Here is a 21106-nt window from a genome sequence, read left to right as displayed (position 1 = left end):
CCTGTTCAGCCGATCGGGTTGGCGAACAGGAAGTTTTCCGCCGTCAGGGTGCCGCGGTCGACGCTCATCAGCTTGAGGGTGCTGGTGCTGCCGATGTCGATCGACAGGTCGGCCCCGTTCTGGACGGAGTGGGTCAGCACGTCGTTCAAGCTGGTGAAGCCGGCGACGCTGCGCAGGTCGATGACATCGCCGCCGGTGCCGGCCTGGAAATCGCCGATGCAGTCCCAGCCGTCGGCCGCGCCCTGCACGAAGGTATCCCGCCCGGCGCCGCCGACCATGTAGTCGTTGCCGCCATTGCCGGTGATGGTGTCGTTGCCGCTGCCGCCGGCCAGATACTCGCCCGCCGAGGTCCCGGTGACGGTCTGGCCGGTACCGCCGGTCGAACCACCACCGGTGGAACCGCCGCCCGTGCTGCCGCCGGGAGAGGCCCCAGGCGAAGCATTGAGGAAGGAGAAGTTGGCGGCGGTCAGGCTGCTGCGGGTGACGTTGGCCAGGGTGACGCTGTTGTTGTCGTCGAAACGGACGATGGTGTTGGCGCCCTCCTGGGTGGTGGCGGCCATCACCGCGTTAAAGTCGGTAAGCCCGGCCCAGCCCGCGACGTTCAGCACGTCGCCGCTGCTGCCGGCCTGGAAGTCGGCGACATAGTCCCAGCCGTCGCCGGGCTTGAAGACGAAACTGTCGCTGCCGGCGCCGCCGACCATGTAGTCGTTGCCGCCATTGCCGGTGATGACGTCGTTGCCGCTGCCGCCGGCCAGATAGTCGCGGGCATCGGTGCCGGTCAGCGTCAGGCCGCCCGTGGAGCCGCCAGTGCCGCCTCCGGGAGTGCCGCCGCCAGGAGTCCCGCCGCCGGTATCGCCCCCGCCCGTGTTGCCGCCGGTGCCGGCCTGACCCAGCGTGATGGTGTTGCCGGACAGGCTGATGTTCGACGCGGCGAAGCTGCCGGCGATGCGCAGGGTCACGTCGGCCCCGGCGGTGCCGTTCATCCCGATATGGACCAGGGTGACGCCGTTCACCGTCTCCGCTTGGACCTGGCCGGCCTGGAGCGTGCCGCCGCTGCCGGTGCCCACGCTGCCCGACAGCGACGCACCGGCGATAGCGAAGGCGTCGCCGGTGACCGCGCCGGTGATGCCGGTGAAGCCGTTGGCCTGGGCCGCCGTCATCGTCACGGTGTGGCGCTGGCTGCCGGTCAGGGCCAGCGTCTCGACACTGGTCAGCGTCATGCCGCTGATGTCGATCTTCGGCGACGCGACGTCGTTGTGGTATTCCAGATTGTAGCCGTTGAAGCTGGTCAGATTGTCCGACCGGACCTCCAGCGTGTCGGTGCCGGTGCCGCCGTCGAAGCTGACGGTGCCGGCGTCATATTGGCTGACGACGATGTAGCGGTCGTTGCCGGCCTCGCCGAAGATCGTGTCGGCCTGGGTCTGGGTATAGCTGCCGGCGGTGACGATACCGGCCAGGATGGTGTCGTCGCCATCGCCGCCGTGGATGGTGTCGCGTTCCCAATCGCCCTTCAGCAGGTCGTTGCCGGCATCGCCGTAGATCAGGTCGGCACCGCCGCCGCCGGCCACCGTGTCGTCGCCGAGTTCACCATGCAGCTCGTCGTTGTCGGCGCGGCCATACATCAGGTCGTTGCCGCCGCCGCCGAAGACGCTGTCGTTGCCGTCGCCGGCCTCCAGCGTGTCGTTGCCGGCCCCGCCATGCTCGACGTCGTTGCCGCCATGGCCCCAGAACCACACCGCGGTGTCGCCCGCCGTCAGGCTGTCGGCATATTCCGAACCGATCCAGCGCTGGATGTTGACGAAGGTATCGCCGGCCGCCTCGCCGGTGTTGTTGGCGCCGTTGATCAGGTCCAGCGTAATGCCGGCGGTGGCGTCCTCGTAGGTGACGATGTTGAAGCCGCTGCCGCCGACATAATGGTCGGCGCCCAGCCCGCCATTCATGGTGTCTCCGGCCGCAACGCCGGTGTTGCCGCCGCCGACCAGCGTGTCGTTGCCGATCCCGCCGACCAGGCTGTCGTTGCCGGTGCCGCCGACGATGCTGTCGTTGCCGGCCAGCCCGTTGATCGTGTTGCCGCCATTGTCGCCGACCAGCGTGTCGTTGCCCGACGTCGGGGTGCCGCTGTAGGCCAGCCGGTGCGGCCAGGCATCGGCGCCCGCGAAGGGACGGGCCGCCAGGATCGGGCCGGTCACCACGTCGAGCTCCCAGGAACCGCCCTGGTCGGCATGGCCGACCGGGTGGCTGGCGGCGGCGACGCGCGCGCCGGTGACGGCGGCCAGACGCTCCACGAAGCGGCGGCCGTTGCCTCCGGCGCCGACGTCGCAGGCATGGATCAGGATCTCGGTGCCGGTCGCATCGGGCCAGCGGCGGTCCAATAGGGCGCTGGTGTCGAGCGGCATCGCCCCCAGCTTCACCACGCCCGGCGCGCCATGGGCGATCAGGTGGACCGCCGCCGGCCCCGTCTCCAGGGCGTCGGCGATCAGGCCGAGAGCGTCCTCGTCGGCGGCCACCCGGATCACCGTCACATCCGGCGCGTGCCGGCCGATCAACGCGTCGATATCGGCCAGCCCGGCGTCGGCAAGAATGATCCCGTGCATGAAAACCCCTTTCTGGGGAGTTGTTGGAAATCGTTTTGCGCGTACTGTGATGTACGGGATCCTGCCCAGGCCACAACGCCCAATAAGCCGATCATTCCTTGGGAAGCATCGCGCCCGGCCGGGCGAGCTGATTTCTCCGGAATGGCGAAAGAGGACGGTCACAATCGATTTCGACGCCCTCCGGCTACTCCGCTCCGGGGCGCCGTCTTTCCACTCATTTGTCAAAGCGGGGTAGATGCGGTCTCTACTACCCCCAATTCGGGAACATTCGGTGCGCCGACTGGCTGGGGCCAATTTGTTTGACCTATATCGGAATGCGGCGCATCGTTCCGGGCAGACCTGCAGCGCAACGGAGTGCGCCCGATGTCCCTTCCCGATTCCTTCACCGCCTTCGTCATCGCCGACGACAACGGCAAGCCCAAGGGCTCCTTCACCACGCTTTCGCCGTCCGATCTGCCGGACCACGAGGTGCTGGTCGAGGTCTCCCATTCCACGGTCAACTACAAGGACGGGCTCGCCGTCACCGGAAAGGCGAAGATCGCCCGCAAGCTGCCGATGGTCGCGGGGATCGACCTCGCCGGCACGGTGGTCGAGTCGCGCTCTCCCGACTGGAAGGCCGGCGACCGGGTGGTGGTCAACGGCTGGGGCCTGTCGGAGACGCAATGGGGCGGCTACAGCCGCTATCAGCGGGTGAAGCCGGAGTGGCTGACCCGGCTGCCCGACGCCTTCACGCCGGAACAGGCGATGGGGATCGGCACCGCCGGCTACACCGCGGCGCTGTGCGTCGACGCGCTGGAACGCTGGGGCGCGATCCGGCCCGGCGGCCGGGAGGTGCTGGTCACCGGTGCCGCCGGCGGCGTCGGATCGGTGGCGGTCGCCCTGCTGGCCAGGCGCGGCTATGCCGTCACCGCCTCCACCGGGCGGCCGGAAACGCACGAGTATCTGCGCGGCCTTGGCGCCGGCGGCTTCATCGACCGCGCCACCCTGCTGGAAAAGGGAGCGCCCCTGCAGAAGGAGCGCTGGGCCGGCGGCGTCGATTCGGTGGGCGGCCCGACCCTGGTCAACGCCCTGGCGCAGACGGTGTGGGGCGGCGCCATCGCCGCCTGCGGGCTGGCCGGCTCGTCCGACCTGCCCGGCACGGTGCTTCCGCACATCCTGCGCAGCGTGACGCTGATCGGCATCGATTCGGTGATGGCCCCGGCGGACCGCCGCGCGTCGGCCTGGGCAAGGCTGGCCCGCGATCTCGATCCCGGCCACCTGTCCTCGATGTACGAGGTCCATCCCTTCGCCGACCTGCCGGCGCTGGGCGAACGCATCCTGGCCGGCCAAATCCGCGGCCGGGTGGTTCTGGATCTGACGGCCTGACAAAAAATGGGCCATCGGGGAGTGCCCGATGGCCCAGTCCAGGAGAGAAGCTTTTCAGGGGAGTTTTTGTTCAGGAGAGCTTTGGCCCCTCCCGGTTCAGTTCATCAGCAGACGGGGCAGCCACAGCGAGAAGCCCGGAACATAGGTGACCAGGAGCAGCGCCACGAACAGCGCCCCATAGAAGGGCGTGATGGAGCGCATCACCTCGCCCACCGACACGCCGCCGATGGCGCAGCCGATGAACTGGGTGGTGCCGACCGGCGGGGTGTTCAGGCCGAGCGCGCAGTTGATCAGCATCACGATGCCGAACTGCACCGGGTCCATGCCGTAGGCCATGGCGATCGGCAGGAAGATCGGCGTGCAGATCAGGATCGTGCTGGCCATGTCCATGAAGGTGCCCAGCAGGAACAGGATGATGTTGATCAGCAGGAAGATGACGATCGGGTTGGTCGAGATGCCGGCCAGCAGTTCGCCGGTCATGTCCGCCACCTCGTAGAGCCCCATGAGGTACTGGAACATCGTCGACACGCCGATCAGCAGCAGCACCACGCCGGTGGTCTTCACCGTCTTGGCGGCGGCGGCCAGGAACTTCTCCAGGCTCAGCGTGCGGTAGACCAGCGTCGTCAGCAGCAGCGCGTAGATCACGGCCACGGAAGCGGATTCGGTCGCGGTGAACACGCCGCTGGTGATGCCGGCCAGGATGATGACGACAATCAGCATGCCCGGCAGGGCGGCGGCGAAGGTGTGCAGCAGGATGTCCCAGCCGGGGAAGGTCCCCTTCGGGTAGCCGCGGCGGACCGCGACGTAATAGGCGGCGCCCAGGTTGCAGACCATCAGCAGCAGCGCCGGCATCAGGCCCGCGGCGATCAGCGATCCGATGGACGCCTTTCCGCCGGCGGCCAGCGCGTAGATGATCATGTTGTGGCTGGTCGGCATCAGCGCGCCGACAAGCGCGGCGTGGGTGGTGACGTTGACCGCGTAGTCGGCGTGGTAGCCCTCCCGCTTCATCATCGGGATCATCACGGCGCCCATGGCCGACACGTCGGCGACGGGGGAGCCGGCGACGCCGCCGAACAGGGTGCAGGCCACCACGTTGGACATGCCCAGCCCGCCGCGGATGTGGCCGACCATGCTCTTCGCCGCGCCGACGATCTTGTCGGCGACGCCGCCGTGCAGCATCAGCTCGCCCGAGAAGACGAAGAAGGGAATGGCCAGGAACGAGAAGACGTTCATCCCCGACATCATCTGCTGGAAGACCACCGCGACCGGCAGGCCTTCATAGAGGATGGTGCAGAGCGCCGACAGGCCGATGGCGAAGGCGACCGGAATGCCGAGGATGAGGAAGCCGAAGAAGGTGATGCTGAGGATCATCAGTTCCATGACGGCTTTACCTCCTCGCCGCGCAGGATGGCGACGATATGCTCGATGGAGAACAGGACGATCAGCACACCCGACAGGACCAGCGGCACGTAGCGTACGGCTTCGGAGATGTGAAGGTTGGGGATCGTGTAGGACATGACCGAACTGCCGAGAACCCAGCCGTTGTAGGCCATGCAGCCGCCGAAAATTCCGACCAGCGCGTAGATGAAGATGTCCATCTTGCGCCGCGCACTGTCAGACAGCATCACCAGCAGGGATTCGAGCCCGATGTGACCGGCGTCGCGGACCCCGACGGCGGCACCGATCAGGGTGACGTACAGCACCAGCACGATGGCCAGGCTTTCCGCCCAGGTCGGCGAGTTGTTCAGCACGTAGCGGCCGAACACCTGATAAAAGACGACCGCGACGATCGCCATCAGACCGATGATGGCGACATACATGCCGGCCTTGGCCAGCGCCGCGTTCATCCGGGTCAGCCAGCCGGCGGAATGCGGCGGGCTGACATCCATTGCTTGCAGCTCGATATCCATGCTGCGGCTCCCCTTGGGTGGCGGCACCGTCCCGCCGGGGACGGCGCCGCGCCTCACCCCTTGCTTACTTGGTTTCCTGGACGCGCTGCACGAGGCTCTGGAGCTTCGGCGTGTTGGCGAACTTGTCGTAGACGGGCTTCATCGCATCGATGAATTCCTGCTTGTTGGCGACCTCGACGATCTGGGCGCCGGCCTTGGTCACGACGTCCTTCGACTTCTGCTCGCGCTCTTCCCACAGCTTGCGCATGTAGGGCACCGACTCCTTGGCGGCCTGACGGACCAGAGCCTGGTCGTCCTTGGACAGGCGGTCCCAGGCGACCTTGGAGAAGACCAGCACTTCCGGCGCCATCGCGTGTTCGGTCAGCGTGAAGTACTTGGCGGCCTCGAAGTGGCGCGAGGACTCGTAGGACGGGTAGTTGTTCTCGGCCGCATCGACGATGCCGGTCTTCAGCGCGGTGTAGACCTCGCCGAAGGGCATCGGCGTGGCGTTGGCGCCCAGCGCCTGGATCATGGCGACGAACAGGTCGGACTGCTGGACGCGGATCTTGGCGCCCTTCATGTCGGCCAGCGTCTTGTAGGGCTTGGCGGCCGAATACATGCTGCGCGAGCCGCTGTCGTAGAAGGCGAGGCCGACCATGCCCTGGCTTTCCATCGCCGCCAGGATTTCGTCGCCGATCGCACCGTCCAGGACGCGGCGCATGTGGCCGGTGTCGCGGAAGATGAAGGGCAGCGCGGTGACCATCGTCTCCGGCACCACGTTGTTCAGCGGCGCCACGTTGATGCGCATCATCTCGAGCGCGCCGATCTTCAGCTGCTCGATGGTGTCCTTTTCGTTGCCGAGGGCGCCGTTCGGGAACACCTTGATGCCGAGACGGCCGTTGGTGCGTTCCGCCAGCAGCTTGCCGACATAGCGCGCGGCCTCGACGGTCGGGTAGTCGGTCGGGTGGATGTCGGCCGACCGGAAGTCGCGGGCGGCGGCCGGAGCCGACAGCATCGGCGCGGCCATCATGCTGCAGACGGCACAGGCGGCCAGCAGCGCGGTGCGGACCGAAGTCAGAGCAAACTTCATAGGTTCTCCTCCTGAGTGCGGGGCCGGAGCCCGAGCGGGCCGGCCTCTCTTGTTCTGGTGTTTCCAGATTGCCTGGTGGCCGGTGGGCCGCCCGTGTGTGACTGGATGAACCGTGGGCCGGTGACAGGCGAAGCGTGGATGAGATCCCTTTGCCGAGACCGGCTTTCGCAGCGCTGCGACCGCACGACGCGCGGCCGGAAATTGCGCATGGCCGACACAGGCCCTGCCCTTGCCCCCATCCTCATTCCGCTCCGCTCGGCAACGGTGCCGCCCCCCGGCGGCGCCCTGTTCACGTCACTTAGGATATTAGTATATCACTCTGCGTGCAAGTCTGAAAGTTCAAGCCGGAAACTACCGTTCGGACTTTAAACTGAATCAGATTGGCGGGGAGAGAGACAAAGTGGCTGCGGACCTGGGTTTCAGCCAGTACACGGATCGCCGCAGGGGGTTGGGTGCGACATTCGGCCCCAGCTCTCGCCGCAGCCCTTCCCCCCAATTCGCTCAAACGCGGCGGCCAATCATATCAAGGCCGATCCTCTCCGGCCGGTCAGCCGTGACCGTTGACCAGCGGCCACACTTCCAGAGCGCCGCGGTATATCATGTGCAGGGCGACATACAGGATGACGGCGAGGCCGACATAGGCCAGCCAGCGGTGCTTCTGCAGAATGCGGGCGATGACACTGGCGGCAAGGCCCATCAGGGCGATCGACAGGGTCAGGCCGATAACCAGCACCCCCAGATGCTCGCGCGCGGCGCCGGCCACGGCCAGAACGTTGTCCAGCGACATCGACACGTCGGCGATGACGATCTGCCAGACCGCTTGGCCCAGGGTCTTGCGCGGGCCGGCCGTCTCGGCTCCGCCGTCGTCTTCCAGCACCTCGACCGCCTCGTCCTCCTCATGGGACTGGCGCAGCTCGCGCCACATTTTCCAGCAGACCCACAGCAGCAGCACGCCGCCGGCCAGCAGAAGCCCGATGATCTGGAGAAGCTGGGTGGTGACCGCCGCGAAGGCGATGCGCAGCACGGTGGCGGCCAGGATGCCGATCAGGATGGCCTTGCCGCGCTGTTCCCGCGGCAGTCCGGCGGCGGCGAGACCAATGACGATGGCGTTGTCGCCGGCCAGCACCAGGTCGATCATGATGACCTGAAGCAGCGCGAGAAGCGCCTCAGTTGTGAATAGCTCCATCATTTGAGCGGGTGTCCTCGCATCACGAAAAAGTCGGTCGGAGCGAGCGCGCGAGGGCTGTTCGGACCGGCCGGGTCATGCCGAAGCATCGACGGACGGCGTCGGTCGGGGGCACGGGGCGCGGGCCGCTCCTTGGTGTTCCCAGTCCGACATCGCAACCGGTGAGGTTGCCAGAGGGGCCCGGCCTGGTGCTGGCGCTTTACGCCAAAGCGGTGGTTTCCGCAAGGCCGCACACCGCGCGGACCGGCGGAAGGAGTTCGGGTTGCGGGGTCAGGGTTCGGCCACCTCCACGGTTGTGCCGCCGTCGGCGGCTTGCAGGATGGCCTCGATCAGGCGGTGCACCTTCAGCGCCTCCCGCCCGTCCACCCGCGGCCGGCGCCCTTCGTCGAGCGCGTCGAGGAAGTCGGACAGCACGGCCCGGTGATGCTGGTGCGAGAAAGCCATCGGGTCGGCGCCGCCGCCCAGCGTGGCACCGTCCTCACCGGCGGAGATGCGCTCGCCGCCGACCAGCTGCACCTCCAGCCGGTCGCCGGACAGCACGGCGGACCCGCCGGTTCCGGCGATCTCGATCCGCTCCGGATAGCCGGGATAGGCGGCTGTGGTGGCGTCGATGGTCGCCAGCATCCCGTTGCCATAGCGGAGGGCGGCGGCGACCACGTCTTCCGTATCCATGCTTTTACCCATGCCCGTGGCCGGGCTGCGAAGCACGCTGGTGGCGGCGAAGCCGGCGACACGCTCCGGCAGGCCGAGCAGCCCGACGAAGGCGTCCAGCGTGTGGATCGCCTGGGTCAGCAGCACCCCGCCGCCGTCCCGCGACTTCATCCCTCGGCCGGGCTGGTCGTAATAGGCGGCGTCGCGCCACCAGCGCACCGACACAGCCGCCGACAGCGGCCGGCCCAGCGTGCCGTCGCGCATCAGCCCGGCCAGCCGCTCCACCGAGGCGCGGAACCGGTGCTGCAGGACGACGCCCAGCGTCAGCCCGGCCGCCTCCATCGCCGAGACCACGGCGCGCGCGCCCTCCGGCGTGGCGTCCAGCGGCTTTTCCAGCAGCACATGCTTGCCGGCGGCGGCACAGCGGGCGACCAGTTCGGCATGGCTGTCGGGCGGGGTCAGCAGCAGGACGGCCGACAGCGTCGGATCCTCAAGCAAGGCCTCCATCCGGTCGACCGTCGGCAGGCCGTGGCGGGCGGCGAAGGCCGCGCGTCGCTCGGCCGACGGGCTGAAGCAGCCCGCCACCTCCACCCGGTCCTGAAGGTCGATCAGGCTCTGCGCATGGGGCGCCGAGGCCATGCCGAGGCCGATCACGCCGATGCGGCGGCGGCCGGGTGCAACCGAAGGGGTGATCGGGGCGGCCATCAGGGCGTTCCTTCCATGACTGCGTCGGTCAGGCTGCCGGAGAAATAGAGCGGCGCGGCGTTGCGCACGTCGTCCACCGTGATCTGCAGGTTGTCCAGGTGCAGGATCAGGCTCCGTTCGGCCCGGTCCGGGTCGTGGGCGGCAATGCCCTCGACGATGGCCTCATGTTCGGCGATCACCGTGCGCATGCGGCCGGGAACCGGCAGGGTCAGCCGCCGGCAGCGGTCGAGCTGGACCTTGGCCTGCTGGATGATCGTCCAGAATCCGGGATAGCCCGCCATTTCGGTGATCAGGGCGTGGAAGGTCTCGTCGGCCTGATGGAAGCCGTTGGCATCGCCGGCCGCATCGACCTCGCGCTGCTGCTCCAGGCAGGCGCGCAGGGCGGCGATCTGGCTGCGGCTGGCACGCTCCGCGGCGAAGCGTACGGTGGCGCGCTCCAGCACCTTGCGGATCACGCCGGCTTCCGGCAGCGCCTCCAGCGGGATGCGGGCGACGAAGGTGCCGGATTGCGGGAAAATCTCGATCAGCCCCTCGTCCGCCAGCCTCAGCACCGCCTCGCGCACCGGCGTGCGGCTGACGCCATAGGCTTCGGCGATCTGCTTCTCGACGATCGGGTCGCCCGGCTTGCGCCGCAGCGACACGATCTCCGCCCGCAGGTCGCGGTGGATGGCGTCGGCGGCCGTCGGGCCGCGCCGCACGTCGCGCCGGGCCGGCGGGCGGATCTGCAGTGGGGCGGTCTTGCCCGGCTTGGCCGGACGGGTGGCAGCGGTGGAACCGGTTTTGGCCGGCGGATTGCCAGATGGCATGGCGTCCAGCCTCCTCAGGAGCGACTGTCACCAGAATACTAATATATCAGCTAGGGCGGCAAGCAATTTCGCTCATCCCCCGTCGCGTACGGGTGTGACAAAGGCGCCCGCACTCCCGTCATGGCTGTGGAGGGAAGGGCGGCGCGCCCTTATAGTTCAGCCGCCAGCTTGGTTCCCTGGGCGATGGCGCGCTTGGCGTCCAGTTCCGCCGCGACGTCGGCGCCGCCGATCAGGTGGACGGCAAGGCCGGCAGCCTCCAACGGGGCCTGCAACTCGCGCAGCGGCTCCTGACCCGTGCACAGCACGATGCTGTCGACGGCCAGCGTCTGCACCCGCTCGCGCTTCTCGCCGAAACTGACGGTCAGCCCCTCGTCGTCGATGCGTTCGTAATTCACCCCGGACAGCGCCTGGATGTTCTTCATCTTCAGCTGGGCGCGGTGGATCCATCCGGTGGTCTTGCCCAGCCCGGCGCCGGGTTTGCTCGCCTTGCGCTGGAGCAGGACGATCTCCCGCGCCGGGGGCGTCAGGTGCGGACGGATGCCCGCGACGCCGCCGCGCGCTTCGGCCGGGTCGGCAACACCCCATTCGGCACGCCACAGCGCCGGCTCCAGGCTGGGCGACGGCCCCTCATGCGCCAGGAATTCGGCAAGGTCGAAGCCGATTCCGCCGGCCCCCACCACGGCGACGCGGCGGCCCACCGGCTTCGCGCCGCGCAGCACGTCGACATAGGTCAGCACCTTCGGATGGTCCTGGCCGGGGATCTTCGGGTCGCGCGGCACCACCCCGGTCGCCAGAACCACCGCATCGAACCCGGCGCCAGTCAGGTCGCCGGCGCTCACCCGCCGGCCCAGATGCAGCGCCACCCCCGTTTCCGCCAGCCGGTTGCGGAAATAGCGCACCGTCTCGTGGAACTCCTCCTTGCCGGGGATCAGCTTGGCCATGTTGAACTGGCCGCCGATCTCCTCGGCTCCGTCGAACAGATGCACCTCGTGCCCGCGCTCCGCCGCGGTGGTGGCGCAGGCCAGCCCGGCCGGGCCGGCGCCGACCACGGCGACACGCTTGCGCTGCCGGGCGGGGGCGATCACCAGTTCCGTCTCGTGGCAGGCGCGCGGGTTGACCAGACAGCTGGCCGTCTTGCCGGAAAAGATATGATCCAGGCAGGCTTGGTTGCAGGCGATGCAGGTGTTGATCGCCTCCGGCCTGCCCGCCGCCGCCTTGGCGACGAAGTCCGGGTCGGCCAGGAAGGGCCGCGCCATCGACACCATGTCGGCCAGCCCTTCGCCGATCACCGCGTCGCCGACCTCGGGCGTGTTGATGCGGTTGGTGGTGCAGAGCGGGATCGACACCGCCTCTTTCAGCTTCCCCGTCACCCAGGCGAAGTTGGCGCGCGGCACGCTGGTGGCGATGGTCGGCACCCGCGCCTCGTGCCAGCCGATGCCGGTGTTGATGATGGTGGCCCCGGCCGTCTCGATGGCCTGGGCAAGCTGCACCACCTCCTCCCATGTGCTGCCGTCGGGGATCAGGTCCAGCATGGAGAGGCGATAGATGATGATGAAGTCGCGCCCGACCGCCTCGCGCATGCGTGACACGATCTCCACCGGGAAGCGCATGCGGTTCTCGTACGAGCCGCCCCATTTGTCGGTGCGCTGGTTGGTGTGGGTCACCAGGAACTGGTTGATCAGGTAGCCTTCCGACCCCATCACCTCCACCCCGTCATAGCCGGCCTCGCGCGCCAGCTCGGCGCAGCGGACATAGGCGCGGATCTGGCGCTCCACCCCCCGCGCGGTTAGGGCGCGCGGGGTGAAGGGGGTGATCGGCGACTTGATGCGCGACGGCGCCACCGACAGCGGGCTGTAGGCATAGCGGCCGGCATGCAGGATCTGCAGCGCGATCTTGCCGCCTTCGGCATGGACCGCGTCGGTGATGACCCGGTGCGCCCGCGCCGCGCCATGCCGCGCCAGGGTGGAGCCGAAGGGCGACAGCCAGCCCTCCACATTCGGCGAGAATCCACCGGTCACCATCAGCCCGACCCCGCCACGCGCCCGCTCGGCGAAATAGGTGGCCAGCCGTGGGAAGTGGCGGCGGCGGTCCTCCAGCCCGGTGTGCATCGACCCCATCAGCACCCGGTTCTTCAGTACCGTGAAGCCGAGGTCGAGCGGGGCCAGCAGATGCGGGTAGGGCTGGGAGCCGGGCATGGTCACGGGCTGGCTCACTGGGTGGTTCCTCCGGCTTTTGAAGACGGCGCTTCTGGTGGCGCTGGGGATACGGATGATCCGTGCTGCGGAGCCTAGTTCGAGTTGACGTAAGCGTCAACATGGTTCCGCAACGACCCACGCGCCCTCTTCCGCATTGTTCGCCCGCCACGCTTTCCGCTGGATGAAAAAGCCGTCCGACGAACTGGCTCAAGGCCCGGCGCGGCGGTCAAGCTCCCGACCCAAGGGCCGCCCCTCCATCCGCGGCGGCCAATTCGCGCAACCGGGAGTTCGGCCATGGTGCAGTTCGCCGCCAACCTGACGATGCTCTACAACGAGCATCCCTTCCTCGACCGATTCGCCGCGGCGGCCGATGCCGGCTTTCGTGGCGTGGAGTATCTGTTCCCCTACGACTTCCCCGCCGACGCGCTGGCCGAGAAGCTGCGCCAGCATGGCCTGACCCAGGTCCTGCACAACCTGCCCGCCGGCAACTGGGGCGGCGGCGAGCGCGGCATCGCCATCATGCCCGACCGCGTCCAGGAGTTCCGCGACGGCGTCGCCCGCGCCATCGACTATGCCGGCACGCTGGGCTGCAAACAGGTCAACTGCCTCGTCGGCATCCTGCCGCAGGGGGGCGACGCCGCCGCGGCGGAAAGCACGCTGACCGGAAACCTCGCCTATGCCGCCGACGCGCTGGCCGGGGCCGGGATCAAGCTGCTGATCGAGCCGATCAACACCCGCGACATCCCCGGCTTCTACCTGAACCGCACCAAACAGGCGCTGGACCTGATCGCTAAGGTCGGCTCCGGCAATCTGTACGTGCAGTACGACATCTACCACATGCAGATCATGGAAGGCGATCTGGCCCGCACGATCGAGGCCAACCTCGCCCGCATCGCCCATGTCCAGCTGGCCGACAACCCCGGCCGCTTCGAGCCCGGCACCGGCGAGATCAATTATCCCTTCCTGTTCAAGCATCTGGACGCCATCGGCTACCGCGGCTGGGTCGGCTGCGAATACAAGCCGAAGACGACGACGGACGAGGGGCTCGGCTGGTTCGCCCCCTACAAGACCGAACCGGCGCACGCCTGAGGCGTCCCCAACATCACGCGAGAAAGGACCACAGTCATGAAGGTCGGATTCATCGGTCTCGGCATCATGGGCACCCCGATGGCGGGGCATCTGCTGGACGCCGGTCACACGCTCTATGTTCACGACATCAAGCCGGTGCCGGCCGAGCTGACCGACAAGGGCGCCATCCCCTGCCCGAGCGGCCAGGAGGTCGCGGCGGCGGCCGAGGTCATCATCATCATGGTGCCGGACACGCCCCATGTCGGCGCCGCCCTGTTCGGCGAAAACGGCGTCGCCGCCGGCCTGTCGGCGGGCAAGATCGTGGTCGACATGTCCTCGATCTCCCCCATCGAGACCAAGGAATACGCCAAGCGCATCAACGACCTCGGCTGCTCCTACCTCGACGCCCCGGTGTCGGGCGGCGAGGTCGGGGCCAAGGCCGCGTCGCTGACCATCATGGTCGGCGGCCCGCAGGAGGCCTTCGACACGGTCAAGCCGCTGTTCGACAAGATGGGCAAGAACGTCACGCTGGTCGGCGGCAACGGCGACGGCCAGACCACCAAGGTCGCCAACCAGATCATCGTCGCCCTGACCATCGAGGCGGTGGCCGAGGCCCTGCTGTTCGCCTCCAAGGCCGGCGCCGATCCCGCCAAGGTCCGTCAGGCGCTGATGGGCGGCTTCGCCTCCTCGCGCATCCTGGAGGTCCATGGCGAGCGGATGATCAACCGCAACTTCACCCCCGGCTTCCGCATCGAGTTGCACCAGAAGGACCTCAACCTCGCGCTGAGCGGCGCCAAGGCGCTGAACCTGTCGCTGCCGCACACGGCGAGCTGCCAGCAGCTGTTCAACGCTTGCGCCGCGCAGGGCGGCTCGGCCTGGGATCACTCCGGCATGCTGCGCGCGTTGGAACTGCTGGCGGGGCATGAGGTGGGGGCGAAGTGAGCGGGTGGAGAGTCGTCGGCTAACGCTGCCCCCACCCTAACCCTCCCCCGCTCTCAGCGGACCTACGGTCCGCCTGCCGCGTCAGCACAAAGCATAGCTTTGTGCGAGAGCTGGGCGGGGGAGGGGACAAGCGCTGATACGGGAAAACGGCGGCAGTCCCTCCCCCGCCCAGCGGGGGAGGATAGGTGGGGGTGTAACGCCGCAACGCTCCAACACCCCCACCCCACCCGCACCATTCCCCAACCCTTCATTCCCGTGCATCCTATCCGCCCCGCTCCCCACGCGACCATGAGCACCGCCATGACCACAGACGCCCTGCTCCACGACCTGTTCCAGGCGGCGCTGACCGCGGTGACTGCCGAGACCCGGCTGCCGGCGGCCCTGCCGCAGCCGCCGAAGGGCCGCACGGTCGTCATCGGCGCCGGCAAGGCGGCGGCGGCCATGGCGAAGACGGTGGAAGACCATTGGCCGGGGCCGCTCACCGGCCTCGTCGTCACCCGCTACGACCATGACCTGCCGACCGAGCGGATCGAGGTGGTGCAGGCCAGCCATCCGGTGCCCGATGCCGCCGGGCAGGAGGCGGCGCAGCGCATCGTCGAGATGGTGCAGGGGCTGACCGCCGACGACCTCGTGCTCTGCCTGATCTCCGGCGGCGGCTCCGCCCTGCTGGCCCTGCCGGCGCCCGGCATCACGCTGGACGACAAGCGCGCCGTCGCCAAAGCCCTGCTGAAGAGCGGCGCCGACATCGGCGAGATGAACTGCGTGCGCAAGCATCTGTCGGCGGTGAAGGGCGGCCGGCTGGCGGCCATGGCCCACCCGGCGCGCGTCGTCTCGCTGCTGGTCTCCGACGTGCCGGGAGACGATCCGTCGGTGATCGCCAGCGGTCCGACCGTGCCCGACCCGACCAGCTTCGCCGACGCCCGCGCCATCCTGGCAAAATACGACATCACCCCGCCGCCGGCCGTGGCCGCCTTCCTCGAAGCGGCGGCGGACGAAACGCCCAAGCCCGGCGACCCGCGGCTGTCCGGCGCCGAGACCACCATCATCGCCACCCCGCAGGACGCGCTGGAGGCCGCGGCGGCACTCGCCCGCGACCGTGGCTACACTCCCGTCATCCTGGGCGACGCCATCGAAGGCGAAGCGCGCGAGGTTGCCAAGGTCCATGCCGGCATCGCCCGGCAGGCCGCCCGCCATGGCCAACCGGCCCCGGTCCCGGCGGTGATCCTGTCCGGCGGCGAGACCACGGTGACGGTGCGCGGCCAGGGGCGCGGCGGCCGCAATGTCGAATTCCTGCTGGCGCTGGCCGTGGCGCTGGACGGCCATCCCGGCATCTGGGCCGCCGCCTTCGACACCGACGGCATCGACGGGACGGAGGACAATGCCGGCGCCATCCTGCGCCCCGACACGCTGAAACGGGCCGAGGCGATGGGCCTCGATGCCAAGGCCTTCCTCGCCGACAACGACGGCTACAGCTTCTTCAAGGCGCTGGGCGATCTGGTCGTCACCGGCCCGACCCGCACCAACGTCAACGACTTCCGGGTGATCGTGGTCGACCGCAGCTGAGGCCTGACAACGAATATCGACTGACAGATATTGACATCTGTCAGTCGATAGCGGATAACCTCTCCATCACGCATCGATGGAGGGACACATGGACACGCGCGCACTCGGCACATCCGGCCCCACCGTTTCCGCCCTCGGCCTCGGCTGCATGGGCATGTCCGACATGTACGGCCCGGCCGACCGGGCGGAGGGGATCGCCACCATCCATGCGGCGCTCGACGCCGGGGTGACGCTGCTCGACACCGGCGACTTCTACGGCATGGGCCACAACGAGATGCTGATCGGCGAGGCGGTGCGCGGCATGCCGCGCGACCGCTTCCAGGTCAGCGTGAAGTTCGGCGCCCTGCGCGCGCCGGACGGCAGCTGGCTCGGCTACGACGCCCGGCCGGCGGCGGTGAAGAATTTCCTGGCCCACACGCTGACCCGGCTTGGGCTGGACCACATCGACATCTACCGCCCGTCCCGCCTCGACCCGAACGTGCCCATCGAGGACACCATCGGCGCCGTCGCCGACATGGTGAAGGCCGGCCATGTCCGCCACATCGGCCTGTCGGAGATGGGAGCCGACACCATCCGCCGCGCCGCCGCCGTCCACCCGATCTGCGACCTGCAGATCGAATATGCGCTGATTTCCCGCGGCATCGAGGACGCCATCCTGCCGGCCTGCCGCGAACTCGGCATAGGCATCACCGCCTATGGCGTGCTGTCGCGCGGCCTGATCAGCGGCCATTGGAGCAAGGACAGAGTCGGGGACAGCGCCGGCGCCACCGGCGACTTCCGCGCCCACAGCCCGCGCTTCCAGGGGGAGAATCTCGACCACAACCTCGCCTTGGTCGAGGAACTGCGCCGGGTCGCCACGGCGAAGGGCGTCAGCGTCGCACAGATCGCGATTGCTTGGGTGCTGTCGCGCGGTTCGGATATTGTGCCGCTGGTCGGCGCGCGGCGGCGCGACCGGCTGACCGAAGCGCTGGGAGCCCTGGAATTTGACCTCACCCCCGATGACCTCGCCGCGATCGAACGGGCGGTCCCGCCCGGTGCGGCCGCCGGCGACCGCTACGCCCCGCAACAGATGGCGATGCTCGACAGCGAGCGGCGCTGAGGCACAGTCCAATGGCTGAGGCGGCGCTGACCCCGGACCGCATCCTGGAGGCGGCGGAGGAGGTGCTGCGCCGCTACGGTCCCGCCAAGGCCACGGTGGTGGACGTCGCCCGCGCGCTGGGCGTCAGTCACGGCAGCGTCTACCGCCATTTCCCCAGCAAGGCCGCGCTCCGCGACACGGTGACGGAGCGCTGGCTCGCCCGCGTCTCCGACCCGCTGGCCGCCATCGCCGAGGAAAGCGGCCCGGCACCCGCCCGCCTGCGCCGCTGGTTCGACGCGCTGATCCAGTCCAAGCACCGCAAGGCCGGCGACGATCCGGAACTGTTCGCCACCTACATGACGCTCGCCGCCGAAGCCCGCGAGGTGGTGGCGGAGCATGTGGCGCATCTCTGCGGCCAGATCGCCCGCATCGTCGCCGACGGCATGGCCGACGGCAGCTTCGCTCCCGGCGACGCCGCCACGGTCGCCCGCGCCCTGCTCGACGCGACCGCCCGCTTCCACAACCCCGCCCACGCCGCCGAATGGGCTTCCCCCGACAGCACCGCGGCGTTCGAGGCGGTGTGGGCGCTGGTCATGCGCGGGCTGGAGGTTAGGGATATCCCCTCTCCCCCCCGGGGAGAGGGTTAGGGTGAGGGGGATGCACAAGGTGGATTTGGTGGACGAGCAGCAGTGCGCGCTGCTTGATGACCCTCGCTGCGCGTCCCCCTCACCCAGCCCTCTCCCCAGGGGGGAGAGGGTTACCGCTTCGGGGAGAGGTTAGCGCCACCCTCACCCCGCCTTCGCCTTCGTCAGCTGCGCGATGTAAATGCGCGTCAGCGACTTCAGGATCGGCGGCATCGCCATCACCGCGTCCTCGAAGCTGCGCTTGTCGATCACCTCGCAGATGCCGCCGGCGACCGCCACCGCGGTGACGTCGGGCAGACGGCCGGTCAGCAGATAGATCTCGCCGAACAGGCTGCCCGGCCCGAAGGTCGTGATGTCCTCGCCCAGCGTGCCGCGGCCGGGGCGGAGCGCCACGCGGCCGGACTGGATCAGGTAGGCGGCGTTCACCGGCTCGTTGGGGCCGAAGAAGACATGCCCCTCGCGGATCATCCGCCGGTCGACCACCTTCTGGAACGAGTTGGTGGAGCGGAAATCGACCGCGTTGCCGAACCGCTCGGTCGGCGGCAGGCCATAGTCGCGGCGGATGGCGGCGATCAGGCTCTGCAGCAAGTATGACGCCAGCGGCGGGCTGCGCTTCAGCAGGCCGCGGAAGGCGTCCCGCGTCACTTCGACGCAAACGACCTCGGTCAGCGAGCGCACGGTGGCGCTGCGCTCCCCATCGTCGATCAGCGCCATCTCGCCGACCACGGCGCCCTTGCCGACCACCCCCAGCCGCCGGGTGCCGCCGTCCGGCGTGGTCAGCAGCACTTCCAGCTCGCCGGATTCGATCAGCCACGCCCGGTCGGCGCGTTCGCCCTGCCGCATCATCACGATACCGGCACCGATGGTGAAGCGCTTGGGACCGGTTGCTGCGGATTGCGTCATGGAGAGGCTCGGGAGAGGCGAAAGGTTATGGCGGCACTCTACCCCATGGCGCCATGGCCGTCAGCCGCCGGTCTTCATGACCCCGCTGCGGTCGCGCGCCGGCCCGCCGCCGCGGCCCCCTCCATAGCCCAGATGTTGGCGCAGGAAGGTGACGACTTCCGGAGCATCCCATTCCACCGCCCCCTCGACGCGGCCAAGCTCGCGGCCTTCCGGATCGACCAGGATGGTGGTGGGCAGGCCGCGCAGGGACAGCGCCTTCATCGAATCCGACGCCGGGTCGAGGAACACCGTCAGGTTCTGCACCCCCGTCTTCTTGTAGAAGGGCTCCACCGCCGCCCGCCCGCCGCGGTCGAGCGACAGTGCCACCACCTGGAAGGCGTCGCCGCCCAGTTGGGCTTGCAGCCGGTCGAGCGAGGGCATCTCCTTCACGCAAGGCCCGCACCACGTCGCCCACAGGTTCAGCAGGATCACCCGGTCCTTGAAGTCGGCGAGATCGACCCGCCTCCCCTCCGCGTCGATGAAGGACAGCGGCGGCATCGGCTTGGGCTCGGCCCCCTTGAACTTCTCCAGCTTGTCGACACCGGATGAGGCGACGGGCGTGGCGTCTGACGGGGCGTCCGGCGCGCCCAGCCGCAGCACCTCCGGTGGCGTGGGCGCCGCACCGGCGCTCCACCACAGGCCGGCCCCGGCCATGCACACACAAACCGTTGCGACAGCCGCCAAAGTCCGCATACTCACGCTTCCTCGCTCCCCTTCACCCGAATGCCCCGGTATCCGTCCCCATGAGCGCCGATCAGACCCCGCAGAATTCCGCCGCAACCACCGGCGTCCCCACCGGCTCTGCCGCACCCGCCGCCAGCCAGATGTGGGGCGGGCGATTCGCGCGCGGTCCCGCCGCCATCATGGAGAAGATCAACGCCTCCATCGGCTTCGACAAGCGGCTCGCCGACCAGGACATCGCCGGGTCGAAGGCCCATGCCGCGATGCTGGCCAAGCAGGGCATCATATCCCAGGCCGACGCCGACGCCATCATCGCCGGCCTCGACCGCGTAAAGGCAGAGATTGACGCCGGCAGCTTCACCTTCAAGGTGGAGCTGGAGGACATCCACATGAATGTGGAGGCCCGGCTGGCCGAACTGATCGGCGAACCGGCCAAGCGCCTGCACACCGGCCGTTCGCGCAACGATCAGGTGGCGACCGACTTCAAGCTGTGGGTGCGCGACGCCATCGACCGGACCATCGTCGGCCTGACCGCGCTGCAGACCGCCCTGATCGACCTGGCGGAGCAGCACACCGGCACGGTGATGCCCGGCTTCACCCATTTGCAGGCGGCGCAGCCCATCAGCTTCGCCCATCACCTGCTGGCCTATGTCGAGATGTTCGGGCGCGACCGCAGCCGCTTCCGCGACGCCCGCTGCCGGCTGAACGAATGCCCGCTGGGCTCGGCGGCGCTGGCCGGCACCCCCTACCCCATCGACCGCTTCATGACGGCGGAGGCGCTGGGCTTCAACCGGCCGACCGCCAATTCGCTGGACGCGGTGTCCGACCGCGACTTCGCGCTGGAATACCTGTCGGCGGCGTCGATCTGCGCCATGCACCTGTCGCGCTTCGCCGAAGAGATCGTGATCTGGTGCTCCGCCCAGTTCCGCTTCATCAAGCTGTCGGACGCCTTCACCACCGGCTCGTCCATCATGCCGCAGAAGAAGAACCCGGACGCGGCGGAGTTGGTGCGCGCCAAGGCCGGCCGGGTGATCGGCAGCCTGAACAGCCTGCTGATCGCCATGAAGGGCCTGCCGCTGGCCTATTCCAAGGACATGCAGGAAGACAAGGAACCGGTGTTCGAGGCCGACGATACGCTGGCGCTGTGCATCGCCGCCATGGAAGGCATGGTGCGCGACATGCAGCCGAACGTTCCGGCGATGCGCGAGGCGGCCGACCGCGGCTTCCTGAACGCCACCGACCTCGCCGACTGGCTGGTGCGGGAGCTGGACATGCCCTTCCGCGAGGCGCACCACGTCACGGGCCGCGCCGTGAAGGCGGCGGAGGACCGGCGCGTCGGCCTGACCGACCTGACGCTGGCGGAGTTGCAGGCCATCGAGCCGCGCATCACCGAAGCGGTCTATCCGGCGCTGAGCATCGAGGCGTCGCTGAACAGCCGCACCAGCTTCGGCGGCCCGGCCCCGGTCCGCGTGCAGGAGGCGGTGAAGGCCGCCCGGGAGCGTTTCCTGTGAACCGTCACGTCACTCTGACCGTTCTCGCCCTGGCCGGCGTGCTGGCGCTGGCGGGCTGCGGCAAGAAGCCCAGCATCGTCGACAGCCCGCGTCCGGAAGGTCAGGTCGATCCCTTCCCGCGCACCTATCCCAACCCCTCGCTGGACCCGAAGCCCGGTAAGCCGGCCGGTTCCGGAGTCCAGTTCCCATGAACGCC

At 68.8% G+C, this 21106-nt stretch carries 18 protein-coding genes; 8 read left to right on the top strand and 10 right to left on the bottom strand.

Going from position 1 to position 21106, the window contains the following annotated elements; all coding sequences use genetic code 11:
* Window positions 1–5: 5 nt before the first annotated feature.
* Entirely contained in the window at window positions 6–2594 is a 2589-nt protein-coding gene (locus tag FZ983_RS26635; RefSeq protein WP_149227069.1) for a DUF4347 domain-containing protein, read from the bottom strand.
* Window positions 2595–2957: 363 nt separating this feature from the next.
* On the opposite strand from FZ983_RS26635, the gene FZ983_RS26630 reads away from it, so the two are divergent.
* A complete protein-coding gene (locus FZ983_RS26630) occupies window positions 2958–3959 on the top strand; it encodes an MDR family oxidoreductase (protein ID WP_149227067.1) in 1002 nt (333 codons plus the stop codon).
* Window positions 3960–4055: 96 nt separating this feature from the next.
* On the opposite strand, the gene FZ983_RS26625 is transcribed toward FZ983_RS26630, so the two are convergent.
* From FZ983_RS26625 to FZ983_RS26595, 7 genes are all read right to left on the bottom strand, one after another.
* Complete coding sequence (locus tag FZ983_RS26625; RefSeq protein ID WP_149227065.1) at window positions 4056–5339, bottom strand: TRAP transporter large permease; 1284 nt, start codon at window positions 5337–5339, stop codon at window positions 4056–4058.
* On the bottom strand, window positions 5330–5869 hold the full coding sequence (locus tag FZ983_RS26620) for a TRAP transporter small permease (protein WP_149227063.1): 540 nt from the start codon (window positions 5867–5869) through the stop codon (window positions 5330–5332). The genes FZ983_RS26625 and FZ983_RS26620 overlap by 10 nt, the downstream gene beginning before the upstream one ends.
* A 64-nt stretch (window positions 5870–5933) precedes the next feature.
* Window positions 5934–6938 (bottom strand): TRAP transporter substrate-binding protein, encoded by a 1005-nt coding sequence (locus FZ983_RS26615; RefSeq protein WP_149227060.1) that lies wholly within the window; start codon window positions 6936–6938, stop codon window positions 5934–5936.
* A gap of 547 nt (window positions 6939–7485) precedes the next feature.
* Window positions 7486–8127, bottom strand: a complete 642-nt coding sequence (locus FZ983_RS26610; RefSeq protein ID WP_149227058.1) for a TerC family protein — start codon at window positions 8125–8127, stop codon at window positions 7486–7488.
* A gap of 267 nt (window positions 8128–8394) precedes the next feature.
* Window positions 8395–9480, bottom strand: coding sequence for a Gfo/Idh/MocA family oxidoreductase (locus tag FZ983_RS26605; RefSeq protein WP_149227056.1), 1086 nt, complete (start codon window positions 9478–9480; stop codon window positions 8395–8397).
* Window positions 9480–10286: a GntR family transcriptional regulator gene (locus tag FZ983_RS26600; protein ID WP_149227054.1), complete on the bottom strand. Its 807-nt coding sequence runs from the start codon at window positions 10284–10286 to the stop codon at window positions 9480–9482. The genes FZ983_RS26605 and FZ983_RS26600 overlap by 1 nt, the downstream gene beginning before the upstream one ends.
* Window positions 10287–10435: 149 nt before the next feature.
* Entirely contained in the window at window positions 10436–12481 is a 2046-nt protein-coding gene (locus FZ983_RS26595) for an NADPH-dependent 2,4-dienoyl-CoA reductase (RefSeq protein WP_149227226.1), read from the bottom strand.
* Window positions 12482–12775: 294 nt separating this feature from the next.
* Between FZ983_RS26595 and hyi the strand changes: the two genes are divergently transcribed.
* From hyi to FZ983_RS26570, 5 genes are all read left to right on the top strand, one after another.
* Window positions 12776–13570, top strand: coding sequence for a hydroxypyruvate isomerase (gene hyi / locus FZ983_RS26590; protein ID WP_149227052.1), 795 nt, complete (start codon window positions 12776–12778; stop codon window positions 13568–13570).
* Window positions 13571–13606: 36 nt separating this feature from the next.
* Window positions 13607–14491: a 2-hydroxy-3-oxopropionate reductase gene (gene glxR, locus FZ983_RS26585; RefSeq protein ID WP_149227050.1), complete on the top strand. Its 885-nt coding sequence runs from the start codon at window positions 13607–13609 to the stop codon at window positions 14489–14491.
* A gap of 300 nt (window positions 14492–14791) precedes the next feature.
* Entirely contained in the window at window positions 14792–16054 is a 1263-nt protein-coding gene (locus FZ983_RS26580; RefSeq protein WP_149227048.1) for a glycerate kinase, read from the top strand.
* An 88-nt stretch (window positions 16055–16142) separates the two neighbouring features.
* Window positions 16143–17153, top strand: a complete 1011-nt coding sequence (locus FZ983_RS26575; protein ID WP_149227046.1) for an aldo/keto reductase — start codon at window positions 16143–16145, stop codon at window positions 17151–17153.
* A gap of 11 nt (window positions 17154–17164) precedes the next feature.
* Window positions 17165–17779 carry a TetR family transcriptional regulator gene (locus tag FZ983_RS26570; RefSeq protein ID WP_149227044.1) on the top strand — a complete coding sequence of 205 codons (615 nt, stop codon included), beginning with the start codon at window positions 17165–17167 and terminating at the stop codon, window positions 17777–17779.
* Between the two features lie 141 nt (window positions 17780–17920).
* Here FZ983_RS26570 and FZ983_RS26565 read toward each other — a convergent pair whose 3' ends face one another.
* Together FZ983_RS26565 and FZ983_RS26560 are read right to left on the bottom strand one after the other, a co-directional pair.
* Window positions 17921–18679 (bottom strand): cyclic nucleotide-binding domain-containing protein, encoded by a 759-nt coding sequence (locus FZ983_RS26565; RefSeq protein WP_149227042.1) that lies wholly within the window; start codon window positions 18677–18679, stop codon window positions 17921–17923.
* Between the two features lie 60 nt (window positions 18680–18739).
* Window positions 18740–19372: a TlpA disulfide reductase family protein gene (locus FZ983_RS26560; protein WP_247883992.1), complete on the bottom strand. Its 633-nt coding sequence runs from the start codon at window positions 19370–19372 to the stop codon at window positions 18740–18742.
* 89 nt (window positions 19373–19461) lie between these two features.
* On the opposite strand from FZ983_RS26560, the gene argH reads away from it, so the two are divergent.
* Window positions 19462–20910, top strand: coding sequence for an argininosuccinate lyase (argH, locus tag FZ983_RS26555; RefSeq protein ID WP_188092525.1), 1449 nt, complete (start codon window positions 19462–19464; stop codon window positions 20908–20910).
* Window positions 20907–21101 (top strand): hypothetical protein, encoded by a 195-nt coding sequence (locus FZ983_RS26550; RefSeq protein WP_149227040.1) that lies wholly within the window; start codon window positions 20907–20909, stop codon window positions 21099–21101. The genes argH and FZ983_RS26550 overlap by 4 nt, the downstream gene beginning before the upstream one ends.
* Window positions 21102–21106 lie beyond the last annotated feature (5 nt).

It is taken from the genome of Azospirillum sp. B21 (assembly GCF_008364825.1).
Lineage (GTDB): Bacteria > Pseudomonadota > Alphaproteobacteria > Azospirillales > Azospirillaceae > Azospirillum.
The sequence above is the reverse complement of the archived record's forward strand: the minus strand, read 5'-3'. Positions and strand labels throughout refer to the sequence as shown.